This is a genomic window from Leisingera sp. ABM4_060, assembly GCF_056158765.1.
In genome coordinates this window covers 391392-405869 of record NZ_JBSWTX010000001.1, presented here as the reverse complement: position 1 = coordinate 405869, position 14478 = coordinate 391392, and the positions used below count along the sequence as shown (strand labels likewise).

The following is a 14478-nucleotide window of genomic DNA, read 5'->3' as shown; positions in this document are numbered from 1 at the left end:
CAGCCGAAGCCGCCCCGCTCAGGTTATGCCCCGGGCGACCCGAACACGCCGCGCCAGTCACCCCAGCCAGAGGCGTAGCGCTCGGTGGCCTTCATGCAGGCGTTGGTGGTGTCGAAGTCGTTGTCCTGGGTCATTTCCAGCTTCCAGCGCTGCTGGCGGATCAGACCTTCCGGGCAGTCGGTCTTGATGAACCACGCACCCGCATCGGTCAGGTAGTCCCAGACCACAACGCCACCCGGCAGCATTCCCAGCTCCTTCATGGCGTTGATATCGTTGTTCGCGGTGCCGGACTGGTTCACCGAGGAGAGGATCCGGGTGGCCTCGAACTCCAGCTCCGGCGGGACGATCAGTTTCTGCCCCTTGAGCTGGATGCGCAGGCCGCGGCTGTCCTTGGCTTGGCGGATCTGCGTCAGCATGTCCTCGATGGACGCCTCGGACAGGTCCGCGGCGACGGCCAGTTCGTTGGACTGGGAGCCGCTCAGCGTCGGGTGGTCAGTCGCCAGAAGCTCCTTGCCATCGCCGCCGGTATAGGACGAGTTGAAGCCGCGGTTCAGGACGTTGGCGAACACGTTTTCCTTGGTCTGGCGCATGGAGCGCGCCAGCTTGGCGGATTTGCGCATCGCCACCAACTCATACTGGTTGTCGGAGATCGCCTCTTTGGAGATCTTCGCGCCCAGCCCGTAGGTGACGTTGGTCAGCCGCGAGGTGTAGCCCTGCGCGTCGGTGTCGTAGGAAACGCTGTCCGCTTCCGCCTTAACCGGCGCCAGGCCGTAGCCGGTTTCTTCGACATATTCCTCGTAGGCTTTGTTCGAGCTGTACTCGTCAAAGACCATGTCGCAGACCATCGGCTTTTCAGCGTAGGTCTTACCGAAGAATTTCTTCACACCCGGCCAAAGGGCCTTGGGATGCGAACCAGTGGTGGTAACAGCCATGTCTAGCCCTCCTTAGATGCCGATGGCGCCGTGCGCCTCGGTGTGGTTGTTGATGCGGACCAGGCACTTGGTGAACGCCGAACCGGCTTCATTGTCGGCGCGGTTGATCACGCTGAGAATGGTAAGCTGGTTGGAGGCGTCGGCCGCCGGAACGTCGGACGTGGTGTCCAGTTCCGCGCCGGACTGGCCGGTGTTGGTATCGCCGGTGTTGGTGTAGATCAGCACCGCATTCAGCCCGACCTGAGCAGCGGCGATTGCGCCGTCAGCTTGGATCTCGAACTCGGTTGCCGGGTCGTCATTGACGAAGACCACGCCGCCGGTCGAGGCCGGGATATACCGGCGGCCCAGAGCGTCCGGGTCAGCAGCCACAGCGACAATCACGCCGGTGATGGCGTTGCCGTCGCCTGCGGTAGCCTTGTTCACCTCGGCCAGAGTTCCGATGGGGAACTCGCCAGCGCCGGGCGCCGAGACCTGGGCGGTGTTGGCGGTGCCGGTCTTCACAACCGGGTCGCCAGGGAAGAGGGCCGTCGCGTAGCTTGCCGGGACGTGATAAGCACGCACCCGGGCACCAGACAGACCGCGGGGATGCCCCACGGGACGCAGCCCAAAGGGAGTATCTGCATTTGCCATTTTGATGGGTTCCTTGAAGGACGCCCCGTCAGGTCATCGAAATGCCTTCATGCGGGACGTAATCAGCTTGTGAGCTGCCGTTGCGGGCGTTGCCGCGGCGCAGCTCGGCGAGTTGCTTATCAAGAGCCGATTGCGCTTCGGCCCGGTCGTCTTCGTAAAACGTCTTCAGTTTGCGCGCGAGATAGGCCCGCTTGGGCGAACCATCCTTGTGTGCGCCCACGATGATGGACACCTTGCCGCCGAGGTCGGTGTTGTCTTCTTTCTGACCGTCCTCCGGGACCAGATCCCAATCGTCGTGCTGGGTCTTGAGTACAATACGCCCGTTCTGCTCGTCGTTGATCCAGCGGTAGGCGTATTTCGAGTGATCCAGAAGATCCGGGTTCACTCCAAGCTTGCCGAGCGTCTGCCCTGCCGACTTGCGGCGGCGGCGCTCAGCTTCGCGCTTCGGGCTGCGGTCTTCTTTTTGGCGGCCTGGCTCACGCTGCATTGAAGTCATTTGCGAATTCCTCTCGATCTTCTTTCGTGTCCTTGAAAACGCCCTGATCAACAAAGCGCTTGAACTGCGATTTCGCCTCAGAAGGCAGCTTGACGAATGCCCCCTGGGCATTGGCAGCACCTCCAGCGAGGCCGCCGGGGTCAACCGCCTGGCGCGGCTTGGGCCGGGGCTCCGGGTCGGCAGCCTTCGGAAAATAGGCCGGGTACATCTTGCGCAGCTCCGCCTCGGCGAATTCGATCTGCTTCTGCGTCGGCTGCGCCATGATATCCGGGCGGGCGTCGATCAGCTGCTTGCCGGTGTTGAACAGAACCGGGTTGCTCAGCCACGCGCCCTGCTCCGAGGCCTGGTACTGCGCCAGATACGGATCGGGCTGCGGGGCCGACGGCTGAGGCTCTTGCGGCTGCTGCTTCATCAGGCTTTGGCGCTCGCGCTCCAGCTCATCAAAGCGGTCCGGGTCCGCATCGGCGGCGGCCTGGCGCTGCTGCTGGGTGATGCGGCCCATATCGGCCTCATACCGTGCTTTCTGGCGCTCCAGGGCGGCGGTGTTCATCGCCTCCATGCGACGGGCGGTTTCGCGCGCCTCACGCTCCTGCGTTTCCAGCTTGTCGCTCATGGTGGAGAAGATGCGGGATCGCTTCACGCGGTCCAGGAACTCCTCCGGGTTGTCGATGTAGCCGGCGGGTTTGTCGCCCTGCCATTCGTCCGGGCTTTTCCAGCCGAACAGCCGGGCCTCGTCGGCGTCCTCATCGGACCACTGCGGCGCGGCGGGTTCAGGAGGCGGAGCCTCTTGCTCGCTGCCGGTGTCCAGATCGGCGCCAGCGTCAAGGTCTTCGGCCTCAGGGGCGTTCTGCAGGTCGTCGGTCATGCCATCACCCCCGCAATCGCCTTGTCCTTCATCAGCCAGTATTTCTCGCCATCAGCGCCCTTGATCTCGGTCGCCTGGTACTTCGAGAAAACCACGCGGTCGCCCGCTTTCGGCTTCTCCGAATGGTCCGGCCAGCCCTCGTAGTTGTAGGTGAATGCGGCCGGGGATACGGCGATCAGGTCGCCCTCCATCTGGCCGTATTGCTCGCGCTCCTTGGTGTCGTCGGGCAGGTACAGCCCCCCGGTGGTCTTTTCCTCAACCGCCTTGGGCTTCACCACGACGTTGTATTCAACGGGAATGATCCCGCTCGGGTTCTTCATCTGCTCTCTCCATGACTTCTTTCACGTCTTCTGCGGAGCTTTCAAAGAAATCCTCCGCCCATTGCTCAACCAAGAGCAAAGCCTTGCGGTCCGCCTCCGGCCACGGCTGGCCCGACAGATAGGCCTCCACCATTGCCGAACGGCGCCGACTGCATACCTTGCGCATTGCCTCCCGCAGCAGCTCCGTTACCGGATGCCCCTTCCAGGCTTCCAAATCCTCGGACAGCAGCTTCAAGTCGCGCACGGTCTTCCTCCAAAATCTTGAACAACGCATCCATCCGGCTCTTTTTCGCTTCGAGCTGGACGCGCGCGGTGTCGTTGTCGGCCTTCGTCAGGTTTTCGATGACCTGGCTGCGGGTTTCCTCAACCTGCGCCAGCTTCAATTCCACATCGGCCATTTTCAGGGCCAAGTCGGCCTGTGCCGCCTGCATCTGCATCATGCCCATTTGCTGCTGCATCGGGTCGGGCTGCGGCATCAGCGCCTCCACGTCCTCGATATCCATCGCCTCGGACATGCGGGACAGCGCCTCGCCCTGATCCACAATGCCCGCCTGCGCCCATTCGAACAGCATCTGCGCCTTGGCCGCCTGCTGCATCTTGGTCACGCTGCGCGGATCGGCCACCGGCTGCAGGTTCATGTCGGACAGGTCGAAGTCCCGCTGCGGGTCGGCGGGCTGCTCCTCGTCCAGGAAGGCGTTGTACTGCTCGGGGGAGACGGTTTCGGCGTTGATCCCCGCAAGCAGCGCGTATTCGCCCTTGAGCGCCCGGAAAATGCGTTTGTAGGCCGCGGTGAAGACCATCATACCCTGTTCGATCAGGGCGATGGTCGTGGTGGCGGTCTGGTTCTGGCGCGGCGCCTCTCCGGTCATCACGTCCTGAACGCTTGCCAGCTCGCGGCCCGCGTCGATCATCATGCCGAGCATCTGGAACAGGGTCGCGTCGGGGCCGGGGAAGGTCATCGGCACGATACCGTTGCGCACCTCCTGGCCGGAGCTTTGAACCATCTTCCATTCGCCGGGCCGGTGCCGCTGCGCCCCGCCCTTCATGCGGAACTCCGAGCCGATGAAGCCGCCGCCGAGGGACGAGTAGTGCCCCGCATCGAGCAGCATGTTGATAATGCTGTTGATGGTCTCCGAAATGTCGCCCAGCAGCAAGCCTAGGCCGGTGCCGTGGAACCCGCCATCCAGCGACGGCAGGAACTTGAAGGCCACGAAGTAGCTGCCGCGCTTGATGCTGCGGATGCCGGCTGCGTATTCCTCGACTTGCGTAGTGGTCGCAATGACAGTTTCCCCGGTGATGGGGTCTTGCATCGGCACCTCGACAGACACTTGGCGCTGCTCGGTAATGAATTGCACGTCAGTCTCGCGGAAGTCCGCCACCAACCGCACAACGGTCTTCGTCTCAACGTGGATCGTCACCACATACGGCTCTGGATAGCCGTCCTCGTCCAGATCCAGCCTGGTGTGCTGCTCTACAAACTCCTGCTGGCCCTGCGCGTCCTCCGGGTCGTCGGAGAACTCAAACTCGACAAAGCTGCCGGAGCGGATGCGCTGCTCGATCTCCACCGGGTACAGCGGAAGCTCCTCAGAGCAGCGCGGCGCGTCCGTCAGGTTCTTCACCTTGTCGTTGACGATGAACTTGCCGGGATCGACCAAGCGGCAACGGGCACGGCCGGCCGCCGGGTCATACCACCATTTGCGTACCATCGTGCCGACGATGGGTAGCTGGACCAGAAGGTTATCGGTCTCCTCCTCCCATTCCTCGATAGGGCCGGACAACTGGTAGCTCATGAAGGTAGAGACCCGCAGCGCACGGGACGCTTTCAGCCCGCCTTGGTCATTACCCCACACCTTGGCTTTCACCACCTGATCTGGTGTCACAATCGCCGGGTAGGCGCGGGCGTTGAACTGCAGCGCCGCCGAGGTGACCAGCGGGTATTTGACGTTAGCGGCGCCGCTGAACGGGTAGCTCTTATCCTCTTTCACCAGGGAAGCCAGCTTGATCCCGCGCTCCATCTTCTGGAACCACTCGGACATGCTGGCCTTATCGAGGTCGTAGTCGCGCATCACCTGCTGGGCGATCTCGCGCAACTGATCCTCGCTCATTTCCGCCGCGAGGTTCTGAGACTGGACGGCGAAGGCAACAAACTCTTCGGGAGAGACCGGAGGTTCCTCCTGGGCCTGTTCGTCCTGCGTCATGTCAGCGTCATATGCCATCAGTACCCCGTGATGTCGTTGCGGTCGTGGTCCGCTTCGTCGTTTTCTTCCCAATCGTCGTACAGATTGGGGGACTGGTAGCCGCAGGCGAAGGTCATGAACCCGTCCGCGCCGTGGCTGTTCACATCGTGGCGGGGCCTGTCTTTCCAGACTTCCCGCTCGTCGTCCCACTCCTTGCGGAAGTGGCGCAGGCGCTTGATGCCCGTGGCGCAGTCTGTTTCATCGAAATCGCAGGATGCGAACACCTGGCGCGCGGCGTCGATGGCATCCATCTTGTTCGCTGTCCGGCCTACAATCTTAGGCTTCAGCCCGTGGCGCTCAGCCTCTCCCAGGCGTCCATTTTCCAGGAACAGATCTTCGCGCTTTCCATCGTGCGGCCAATAGTGATCTCCGAAATATGCGTCACGCTCCTGCGCCCACTCCTTGAGCCAGCGCGCGTAGTGGCTGATATGCTCGCCGCTATTCTCATAGTAGCCTATGAACCTGTTGCGATCGCCAACGCGCTGGTGCAGCCAAATCGTGTTCAGGTCGTTCCGGCCCAAGTCCCAGAAGGTGTTGACCGGGTATTTCGGATCATATGGGAAGCGGCCGATATTACCTCGCTTGTCCGCGTGCGCGAGCTGTGCCGCGAAATAGGCACCCTCAATCGCCTGCTCAAAGGCCTCCTGCGGCGTTGACGGGTTCTCCCGCTTCATATCCCCGCCAAGAAGCTGCTCTTGCTTGACCCACCAGGCTTTCTGCCCATCGGTCAGGTCGATATCGTGCTCAAACCTCAGCTTTTCGAAGTAGGTCTTGTGCTCCGCCAGGAACCGCACCGCCGCGGCGTCATAGGTATACTTGGCGTCCTTCCACCACGGGAAGAAGTGGAACTTGAAGGGCCCCTCGCCGCGCATTGCCTTGTCGGCATATTCGAAGAAAAACCCTTCCTGCCCCTCTGCCGTGCTCTCAATCGTTTTCGGGTTCTTGCCGACAGCCGGGAAAGCACCGGTCACAATTTCCCGCGCCTTTTGCGGGTACTTCGCGCAAATCTTTCCGAACTCAGAGACGTGCAGCCGCTGCAGAGTCCCTGAGCGCGCCGAGGTCGCCACCCTGACGCTTGAGCCATGCTCGAACCTCAAGAGGCCGGCGCGATCATTCCTTGCAGGCCGCCTCTCTTTGATCAGGTCCGGCAGGTTGTCATATGGGTACTTGATCTTACTGTCGAAGATCTCGTTTGCGTCGTTCAGGGTGTGCGCGATGATCGCCGCCCTATGGTCATTCAAGAAAACCGCCTCATCCAGGCTGACAATGCACATCAGCGTTGTGAACCCGAGTTGACGCGCCTTCAGGATGATATCCTCGGTGCTGGCCTCCTGCAGGTATGCAAGCTGCGCCTCGTTCGGTGTGAACTTGACCCTCTGCCCGTCCTTGTCCGTGATGTAGTAGAGATTGCTCAGCCGCCAAAGAGGGTCGCAGAACTGATCAACCACTTTGGCATCAAGAGCCAATGCGCCTGCTCTCGCCTGAAACCAAACCAAGAAGCTCTGCCAACGCGTCACCGGCCTCAACCTTGCTTTCGGTCTTGTCAGCAAGGCCAATTTCACGAGCGATGATGTTGGGGTTCAGCAACTCAGCAGCGGCACCCTCGAACTTCTGCGCCCGGATGATCTGCTCCACACGCGTGATGACCTGAGATAAATCTTCCCGATTGTCACGCCACTCCTTCCAAGTGCGCTCTGCAATATCCAGAAACACGCACAACCCGCCGATAGTCATGGCGCGCATCTTGGATAACTCGATAACCGTCGGCTCGCCCTTTTTCTGCGCGACCCGGGCCTCTTTCAACGGGTTATCCTCTACCCACTCGAAATATTCCAGGCACGCATCCCAGAGGTCGCTTGCGTGCTCGAATTTCGGGTTTGCGCCGTGAGAGGATCGCGCCTCCCAGAACCGGTTGCCTTTTGGTGCCGCCATGCCGCCCTCTCTCGTCTTCGGGCGTGGCTGGTTATGCCACGTCTATGATACTTACTGTTCCTGCGTCGGTGCATTCGAACTCACGCTGCCCGCCTGCCGGGATGTAATGGCCGGTTGATGCCGTTGCCGCCGTACCGCCGAAGCGGATACGCATTGCCTCGTCTGCGTGGATCTGCAGAACGTCGCCAGCGGACAGGGTGATATCGCCGCCTGCGTCCTCAAGGTTTGCCGCGGTGGTGCTAGTGGTGAATGCGCCGGAGGTCTTCACGCTGGACGCCAGAAGGCCACCCGAGCCGATGCGGCGCCCGTAGGTGCCGACTGAAAAGCTTGCTGTGCCCATGGTTCAGGCTCCTGTTTTGACGCGCTCGAAATGGCCGGCAACGCCTTCGAAGAGGCGCTCCAGCATATAGGCACGGATCTCGGTGTTTTCGGCGTTCAGTGGGACGCCGTGATGATCCAGGATGAAATCCACAATGTGGCTGCACTCATGGACGATAGTCCCGGCCGCCACGCCTTCAGGCAGGTGCAGAGAGAACCAGTGGACGCCCTCGCTGTCGCTGTGCATGGAGGCCATCCCGTTCGCCGCACGACCGTGAAAGCCGTGGTTGTGGATGCCGAGCACCTTCTCGTGATAGCGGGCCATTTCGTCCAAATCGTGGAACAGCGCAACCTGCGCCCGGAACGGCAGCACGTCAAACACTGCATCAGCCATCGGCTTGCGCTTTGCCATATCCGCTCCTGTGTTGGGTTCCCGCCGTCCGCTATTCAGCAGAGTCTTCATGCCATGGGATGCCCCGCACCTACTGTTGACGCCCGAGGGCGCATAGCGGTGCTGTCCGGTGGCGGGAAATGCCGGTGAATGAGGACGTACGGGGCGAATTCGTGAATTGCGTAGCACGCGGCCAGGGTCTGTTGCCTTCGCTCACCCAAGCCCGCTGGCGCGACCGGCCATAGCCAGGTGCGCGCCGATATTCCCAGCAATATACCACATCTTGCGGATGTATCAAGTGGTTGTGCCGCATCACAGCGCGGTCAAAAGAAGCAACCCCCACCAGCCGCCAAACAAACATACGAGCAAGCCGTACCAGCCCGCCGCGCCCCACATGGCCACGCGGATAAAGTCCGGCTCCAAGCCAAGGTGCGGGGCAAGAAGCCATGCCGCTCCGGCAGCCAGCCACGAAATGACTGCCGGGACGCCCAGCAAGAGCCAAGCAATCTGACTTCCGCTCACGCTGCTCCAGTGGTTGAATGCGCTGCTATCCATCACGCCGCCCCCTTCACGTCCAGCGGGTCAATCCGCACCTTCACCGCGCGCCCGAACATCTCCGCCTCGGCCTCGATCATGGGGTGCATGTCATGGGCCGCCTGCACCATGCGCAGGAACTTGGCGGCGCGCTCCATGAACGGCCCTGCCAGAACCTCCAGCGCTTCGCCGGGCTGGTATTGGCACATGGCCGCCCGGTCCCGGCTTTCGATGATCCGCTGCGCCTCTGCGTTCTCCTGCTCAACCTTGCTGAGGAAGGGCTGAACATGTCGGCGGACCTCCTGCGGATTTACGGCCATCAGCGAGGAGCCGAGCCCGCGGCACTGGATGGCCTTGGCGAACATCGCCGCCGGGATATCTGCGAAGATGTAGCCAGGCAGATAGGGCGAGGTAATCGGCTCTGCGTGGCGCTTCTTGCCCTGGCGCTTGAATTCGATCTTGCGCGGCGCGAACGCCTCAAGGCCGAGGGCGCGCAATTGGCGCTCCACGGCGAATTCCCCGCGCTCTTTCTCGGCGCCCGGCTCGGGGGCAATGTGCCGGGTGGTCGTGATGCCCAGATACCATGTCATTCCTGCCTGTCTCCTGCCTGCTATGCTGCGAAGTTGCTGCGGATATCCGCAATGCTGCGCGGGCCTGTCAGTACCGCCCCCATGCGCTGGTAGATTTGCCGCTCAACTTCCCGGAGGTGCGGCAGGTTGGTGTAGGGCCGCGTCACCTCGCGCTGCGCCAGCTCCAGCGGGAATTGCGAGACGGTCGAGCCGATCCATGCGCCAGGCCAGAACCGGCATTCAGCGCGGGTCATGTTCGGGGCGCTGTCACCAGAGGACAGGGCCGCCGCCGTGACAGTGCCGTCAGCGATGCGCAAGACAACCCACGGGCGGACCTTGCCGCCGGTCAACTTGGCAATGAACACGTCGCCGCGGCGCAGTTCGTCAATGCACGCAGGGGCGCGGCAACCTTCATCGCTGATGGCCGGCTGGGCCGCCCTGCCCCGCCCTTCGCCAGCCTGAACCACTGTGTTCAACAGCGTCTTGACTTCGCCCTTGGCAAATGTGGCTTGCTTGCCGTTGCCGATCTCGTTCATCAGGCGCGCTGCGCATGCGGCAGCAGTTTCTTTCGGTGCTTCTGTCATGCCGCCCTCTATGCCTCATGCCGCGCTTTGGGTTTCGCCCGCCGGGTGCGCAGCGGCTGGCCCGCCGCCACCTTCACCAGTGCCGCCGCCAGGGCGTCCCGGGTGTTCGGGCTGTACCGCTGGCGCTTCATCACGTTCTCCAGGATGTACTCGGCGTTCAGCTCCTGCTGGCGCTGGATGCGCTCCAGGCGCTCGCCGGTCTTGCCGCTGGGATGTGCCATGCCTGCCTCCTAGAACGGGATCTCGTCGTCATCGATGTGACCGCCGCCGTAGCCGCCGCCATCGTATCCGCCGGAGGACTGGTCATAGCCGCCCCGGTCCTGCTGCTGGCCGCCGCCGTTCGGGTTGCCGTCCAGCATGGTCAGCGTGGAGCCGAAGCCCTGAAGCACGACCTCGGTGCTGTACCGGTCCTGCCCGCTCTGGTCCTGCCACTTGCGGGTCTGAAGCTGGCCCTCGATGTAGACCTTGGAGCCTTTGCGCAGGTACTGCTCGCACACACGCACCAGGCCCTCGTTGAAGATCGAAACGCTGTGGAATTCAGCCTTTTCGCGGCGCTCTCCGGTGTTCCGGTCCTTCCATCGCTCGTTTGTTGCGACACGGAGGTTGCAGACCTTCCCGCCGTTGGAGAAATTCCTCACCTCAGGATCAGCGCAAACGTTGCCAATCAGCATGACTTTATTCAGGCTACCGGACATATGATGCCCCCTCTTTGATTTTGCGAACAGTCTCGCGGTTGATGTCGAATGCGTCGGCAACTTGTGCCGGTGAATGGCCGCGATGCAGCCTGCGGCGCACTTCTTGGACGACCTGCTCCTTGAGATGCTTCCTTGTTCCCCCCTCCGTTCGCCCCTTGGCCTTTGCGTCCGCCATGTTCTCGGACCTTGTGCCAAGGAATAGATGCCTGGGGTTTACGCAGGCGCGATTGTCGCACTTGTGGCAAACATCAAACCCTTCAGGAATCTCCCCATGGAACAGGAGGAAAGCCTTTCGGTGGGCGCCCATGTTCCGCCCTTGGTGTGAGGTGTGCCCGTATTCGTTACCCTTACCGGCACCAGTCCAATTCCAGCAGGCGTCGTCGCTCGCGAAGCTATCGACCTTGCGGAGGAATTCGATTATTCGATCCAGGCTGCCGGCCATTACGCTGCCTTTCCGATTTGCTGCTCATATTGCTTGATGCCATGAGCGATTGTGGTGTGGTTGCGGTTGAAGAACTTGCCAATGTCCTCCTGCGAGAACTTGGCTTTGCGCGCCAAGGCCCAGCACTTCCGGCGGGCATGGATCAGCACCTTGTCCCGCAAGTGCTGGTGGCTGAGGATCAGAGCCGCCGTTGTCCCGGCCTCAGCCGCAACAGCCTCCACAATCCCGCCTAGCTCTTTCTGCGAAGGCGCAACCGTGCGCTGTTGGTACCAAGCCCGCATCCCGTCCTTGTGCGCTTCCTCGGTCATTTGGCCAACCAGAGCCGCGATTTCCTGCTGGTGGCGGGCCAGCATTTCGGAAAGGGTCTCGGTCATTCCGCAGCCCCCTGTGCAGAGGCGCCGAAATAGGGCAGGACGTGAGAGCCGTAGCGGTTCGCCATCAGGCGGGCCGCATCCTGGCCGTAGACGTGCGACCAGCGGCGCGCGCTGCCGGTGCGGTATTTCTCCAGCGTCTCAGCCGTCACCAGCCGCTCAGCGGTCAGTGCCGGGGCAGTGATGCCCCACAGCAGCGGTTCAGCCACCGCATCGCCGTTGTTCATCTTGTCCGCGGTATTCTTCAGGCGGTCGGTGCTGTAGCTCTCCTGCGCCCGCATTTCCTTGGTGCCGGGGAAGGTCATGCACTCGACAAAGGCGCCCTGCGGCGGCCAGGCATAACTGCTGTGGTTGTCGGCCACCCGGTCAAACGCTTTGCCGATGTTCTCGACGTAGCCCTCTTTGCTGGAGATAGGCAGCCGGCGGGCAAAGGCGTTAGCGATGGCCTCGATGGTTTTTTCCTGTGCGCCTTCGCTCAAACCATGCGGGGCCTTGTAGCGTTCCAGAAACCCGATCAACTCGACACTTGCCACTGCGATGCGTTCTGCGAAATTCATATCAGCCTCCTGTCCCGGTGTATTTGCTGAGAAGCCGTTGCTTCAGCTCCTCTGAAACCCCAAAAGAATTTTCATCCCTCCTCCTTCGCCCCCCTCTGGGGGGTTGGGGGGATAGGTTCTTTCCAGGTTCATTGGTGAGGTTCGTGTCGCAATTTGCGACTACCCCCGTCGCAGGGGTGCGACTTTTCCCGTCGCATTTTGCGACTTTTCCCCCCGTCGCATTTTGCGACTTTTCCTTGTGCTTGGATGAGGGGCCCAACACCACATCTAGATGCAGCTCGTACTGGTTTGACCCGCGCCCACCCTTGTCGTCACCCTTTGCGTGACGGGTGACGAGGCCAAATTCCTCCAGGGATTTGAGGTGCCGGAACACGGTTGCCCGGTCCATTTCGCACTCATCAGCGAGCCGCTGAGCGGAGGGATTGCAGCGCCCGGTCTCCTTGTTGTGGAAGTCCGCCAGCTGGATCAGCACCACCTTAGCGGCAGGCTTCAGGCCCTTCACATTCGCCGCCCAAATCAATGCAATGCCGCTCATTGGATCACCTCTCGATATTCGATGCCCAGAACCGCCAGAGCCTCGGCCACGCTCGAGACGACGGCCTTTTGCCCGGTCCATGTGGCGTGCCATTTCACCTGCGGCGGGGTCAGCTTGCGCTCGCTGGGAGGCTTGGCGCCGTCCTTCACCTCGATCAGGAAATTCTGCCCCCGGAAGCCAACGGCGAGATCCGGGAAGCCTTCACCTGCCGTGTGCGTCGGCGTGACGGTTGCGCCAGCCGCGCGCAGGGCCTTGACGATTTCACCCTGGTTGGCGTCCACCTTGGCTGCGTAACGTCTGCTCATGCTTTCCCCCAGATGCGCGCCCAGAGACGGGCAGCGAGCGATTTGCGGGGCGGGTTCGCCAGAATGGCATGCGTGGCGCGATAGGCGGCCTCACGGGCGCTGTGCTGGCCCCGGGTGTCCTTGCGGGCCTTGGCGGCCTTATAGGCGGTGATGGCGGCGGTGCGGTTCATTTCCAGTTTGCCTCCAGCTCTTGTGTCTTTGCGTCGAAGGCAGGGCCGTGCAGATCGTCGTTCCACTTGCCGTCCCGGCGCAGCACAATGCGGAGAGCGAACAAGCAGCAGGAGGCTTTCTGGCGGGCGATGGCAGCAAGAACCGGGTCAGACATAGCCGCGCTCCTTGTCCCATTTCTGGAAGGAGTAGCCGCGGCCCCAGTGGCAGACGATCTTGCCCCGGCAGGCTGGAATGCGCTTGCGGAGCCTGCAGATCAGCGCGCGGATGATCTTTGGGTCGGGCACGTCACCAGCCGGCTTGGTCGAATAGATCATGTCGAACAGCTCATCCCGGGCAACCACATTCGGCGCCCTGTCGAATAGCGTGGCAGCAATCAACCGCTCCGAGCGCGGCAGGTGAACGCCCCAACGGTCAACCGGATGATCTTTGGCAGCGAAGACCGGCAAGCTCTGCTCGATAACGCCGAGAAGATAATCCACGGCCTCAAGCGGCTTCATGTCATAGGCGGCTTCGCGGATCTGGGCGATGCTGCTCATGCCACCACCTTTTCGCGCAGGCCCTTGTTGTAGAGGCGCAGAATGGATGCGGTGCCATGGCGGGCAAGCTGGCCGCCCTGCAGCTTCACGAGCTGGCGGCAATCGTCCTTGAGGCTGTCAAAGTCGATATCAGCCAGCACTTTTTCCAGACGATCCAAGTCGGCCTCAGCGTCAACGAGTTTGGCAACCGCCGCGCCCGTCGCCTCTACAGCGAAGGCTGTCAGGAGGTTCGGCTGCGACGGCTGCGCATCCCGCAGCATTTCGAGCGTGGTGAAGGTCAGCCCCCGGCCAATCACCTTCACCAGCTTCTCAAGCTTGGCAACGGCGCGCGTTTGATGCGGGGCAAGCGAGCAGCCTACGGCAACGTCTGCGCTGATGCCGAGTTCATCCATGATTTCCTGCGCCTTAACCGCAGCATCATCGCCAGCCGCAACGCGGGCGCGGAACTTGTCGATGCTGGCAACAGAGGTACGGTTCACGTTGACGCCGACAAAGGCCTTGGCCTGGTCTGCCACATCCGCCTTGAAGGCCACCGCCGGCACAACCGAGGCGCCTGCGGACCAAGCCATGATCGCCCGGTGCTGACCGTCGATGCAGGCGTAAAGATCATCACCGACAGGGACCACGGAGATTGCACCGAATTTGCGCCAGTCGAAATCCTTGAGGGCGCGCTTGATCCGAACCAACCCGCCGTCAGAAACCCGGCGCTGATACGTGCGGTCAATCACGATCTGGTTGGGACGCAGCCAGAGGAGTTCCAGGGTGTCAGAAGGGTTGTCTACAAAGGAGGTGCGGGTAAGGCCGAAGCCTTCCGCCACTTCGGGAATTGGCTCAAAGCCCTTGCGGTCGCTCATCGGGAAATCACTCTTTGGGGGTCAATCTGGTGCCGGAAAAATTCAACGCCCGGCTTGTTACTGCTCGACTGACCACTGCCTCTGTTGGGGGTTCAGGGATCGGGAAGAACGGTCAGGGCGGAAATAGATGCGCAACCAAGGCTTTACTGCCGCCCTGGTTGCGCGCACCTTTCGCAACACGCCAATGTTGAACGAAAGGAGTCC

Annotated in this window: 24 protein-coding genes; all 24 read right to left on the bottom strand. The window is 61.9% G+C overall.

The features are described 5' to 3' along the window. Positions 1–23 precede the first annotated feature (23 nt). On the bottom strand, positions 24–932 hold the full coding sequence (locus ACXAEH_RS01980; protein ID WP_475030820.1) for a phage major capsid protein: 909 nt from the start codon (positions 930–932) through the stop codon (positions 24–26). A gap of 12 nt (positions 933–944) precedes the next feature. Further along, positions 945–1526: a hypothetical protein gene (locus tag ACXAEH_RS01975; protein ID WP_475030819.1), complete on the bottom strand. Its 582-nt coding sequence runs from the start codon at positions 1524–1526 to the stop codon at positions 945–947. A gap of 64 nt (positions 1527–1590) precedes the next feature. Beyond that, positions 1591–2058 (bottom strand): hypothetical protein, encoded by a 468-nt coding sequence (locus ACXAEH_RS01970; protein WP_475030818.1) that lies wholly within the window; start codon positions 2056–2058, stop codon positions 1591–1593. Beyond that, the gene (locus ACXAEH_RS01965) at positions 2039–2923 is read right to left on the bottom strand and encodes a hypothetical protein (RefSeq protein ID WP_475030817.1); all 885 of its coding nucleotides are present in this window, start codon (positions 2921–2923) and stop codon (positions 2039–2041) included. Before ACXAEH_RS01965 ends, ACXAEH_RS01970 begins: the two co-directional genes overlap by 20 nt. Beyond that, a complete protein-coding gene (locus ACXAEH_RS01960) occupies positions 2920–3243 on the bottom strand; it encodes a co-chaperone GroES (protein ID WP_475030816.1) in 324 nt (107 codons plus the stop codon). The genes ACXAEH_RS01965 and ACXAEH_RS01960 overlap by 4 nt, the downstream gene beginning before the upstream one ends. A 65-nt stretch (positions 3244–3308) precedes the next feature. Then, a complete protein-coding gene (locus tag ACXAEH_RS01955) occupies positions 3309–5459 on the bottom strand; it encodes a hypothetical protein (RefSeq protein ID WP_475030815.1) in 2151 nt (716 codons plus the stop codon). Next, positions 5459–6946, bottom strand: a complete 1488-nt coding sequence (locus ACXAEH_RS01950; RefSeq protein ID WP_475030814.1) for a terminase large subunit — start codon at positions 6944–6946, stop codon at positions 5459–5461. The genes ACXAEH_RS01955 and ACXAEH_RS01950 overlap by 1 nt, the downstream gene beginning before the upstream one ends. Then, positions 6936–7412 carry a terminase small subunit gene (locus ACXAEH_RS01945; RefSeq protein ID WP_475030813.1) on the bottom strand — a complete coding sequence of 159 codons (477 nt, stop codon included), beginning with the start codon at positions 7410–7412 and terminating at the stop codon, positions 6936–6938. Before ACXAEH_RS01945 ends, ACXAEH_RS01950 begins: the two co-directional genes overlap by 11 nt. Positions 7413–7443: 31 nt before the next feature. Continuing rightward, positions 7444–7752, bottom strand: coding sequence for a hypothetical protein (locus tag ACXAEH_RS01940; RefSeq protein ID WP_475030812.1), 309 nt, complete (start codon positions 7750–7752; stop codon positions 7444–7446). 3 nt (positions 7753–7755) lie between these two features. Next, positions 7756–8142: a hypothetical protein gene (locus ACXAEH_RS01935; protein WP_475030811.1), complete on the bottom strand. Its 387-nt coding sequence runs from the start codon at positions 8140–8142 to the stop codon at positions 7756–7758. 291 nt (positions 8143–8433) lie between these two features. Then, positions 8434–8676 (bottom strand): hypothetical protein, encoded by a 243-nt coding sequence (locus tag ACXAEH_RS01930; protein WP_475030810.1) that lies wholly within the window; start codon positions 8674–8676, stop codon positions 8434–8436. Continuing rightward, the gene (gene nusG / locus ACXAEH_RS01925; RefSeq protein WP_475030809.1) at positions 8676–9245 is read right to left on the bottom strand and encodes a transcription termination/antitermination protein NusG; all 570 of its coding nucleotides are present in this window, start codon (positions 9243–9245) and stop codon (positions 8676–8678) included. The genes ACXAEH_RS01930 and nusG overlap by 1 nt, the downstream gene beginning before the upstream one ends. Positions 9246–9265: 20 nt before the next feature. After that, complete coding sequence (locus ACXAEH_RS01920; RefSeq protein WP_475030808.1) at positions 9266–9808, bottom strand: hypothetical protein; 543 nt, start codon at positions 9806–9808, stop codon at positions 9266–9268. A gap of 8 nt (positions 9809–9816) precedes the next feature. Then, complete coding sequence (locus ACXAEH_RS01915) at positions 9817–10029, bottom strand: hypothetical protein (RefSeq protein ID WP_475030807.1); 213 nt, start codon at positions 10027–10029, stop codon at positions 9817–9819. Between the two features lie 9 nt (positions 10030–10038). Beyond that, the gene (gene ssb, locus ACXAEH_RS01910; RefSeq protein ID WP_475030806.1) at positions 10039–10503 is read right to left on the bottom strand and encodes a single-stranded DNA-binding protein; all 465 of its coding nucleotides are present in this window, start codon (positions 10501–10503) and stop codon (positions 10039–10041) included. Continuing rightward, positions 10493–10945: an HNH endonuclease gene (locus ACXAEH_RS01905; RefSeq protein WP_475030805.1), complete on the bottom strand. Its 453-nt coding sequence runs from the start codon at positions 10943–10945 to the stop codon at positions 10493–10495. The genes ssb and ACXAEH_RS01905 overlap by 11 nt, the downstream gene beginning before the upstream one ends. After that, positions 10945–11319 carry a helix-turn-helix domain-containing protein gene (locus tag ACXAEH_RS01900; protein ID WP_475030804.1) on the bottom strand — a complete coding sequence of 125 codons (375 nt, stop codon included), beginning with the start codon at positions 11317–11319 and terminating at the stop codon, positions 10945–10947. Before ACXAEH_RS01900 ends, ACXAEH_RS01905 begins: the two co-directional genes overlap by 1 nt. Then, a complete protein-coding gene (locus ACXAEH_RS01895) occupies positions 11316–11873 on the bottom strand; it encodes a hypothetical protein (protein ID WP_475030803.1) in 558 nt (185 codons plus the stop codon). Before ACXAEH_RS01895 ends, ACXAEH_RS01900 begins: the two co-directional genes overlap by 4 nt. Before the next feature lies 1 nt (position 11874). After that, positions 11875–12408 (bottom strand): helix-turn-helix domain-containing protein, encoded by a 534-nt coding sequence (locus ACXAEH_RS01890; RefSeq protein WP_475030802.1) that lies wholly within the window; start codon positions 12406–12408, stop codon positions 11875–11877. Beyond that, the gene (locus ACXAEH_RS01885; protein WP_475030801.1) at positions 12405–12713 is read right to left on the bottom strand and encodes a hypothetical protein; all 309 of its coding nucleotides are present in this window, start codon (positions 12711–12713) and stop codon (positions 12405–12407) included. Before ACXAEH_RS01885 ends, ACXAEH_RS01890 begins: the two co-directional genes overlap by 4 nt. Then, entirely contained in the window at positions 12710–12883 is a 174-nt protein-coding gene (locus tag ACXAEH_RS01880; RefSeq protein ID WP_475030800.1) for a hypothetical protein, read from the bottom strand. The genes ACXAEH_RS01885 and ACXAEH_RS01880 overlap by 4 nt, the downstream gene beginning before the upstream one ends. Next, the gene (locus ACXAEH_RS01875; protein ID WP_475030799.1) at positions 12880–13038 is read right to left on the bottom strand and encodes a hypothetical protein; all 159 of its coding nucleotides are present in this window, start codon (positions 13036–13038) and stop codon (positions 12880–12882) included. Before ACXAEH_RS01875 ends, ACXAEH_RS01880 begins: the two co-directional genes overlap by 4 nt. After that, positions 13031–13420: a helix-turn-helix domain-containing protein gene (locus ACXAEH_RS01870; protein ID WP_475030798.1), complete on the bottom strand. Its 390-nt coding sequence runs from the start codon at positions 13418–13420 to the stop codon at positions 13031–13033. Before ACXAEH_RS01870 ends, ACXAEH_RS01875 begins: the two co-directional genes overlap by 8 nt. Further along, the gene (locus tag ACXAEH_RS01865) at positions 13417–14274 is read right to left on the bottom strand and encodes a hypothetical protein (protein WP_475030797.1); all 858 of its coding nucleotides are present in this window, start codon (positions 14272–14274) and stop codon (positions 13417–13419) included. The genes ACXAEH_RS01870 and ACXAEH_RS01865 overlap by 4 nt, the downstream gene beginning before the upstream one ends. Positions 14275–14478: the final 204 nt, after the last annotated feature.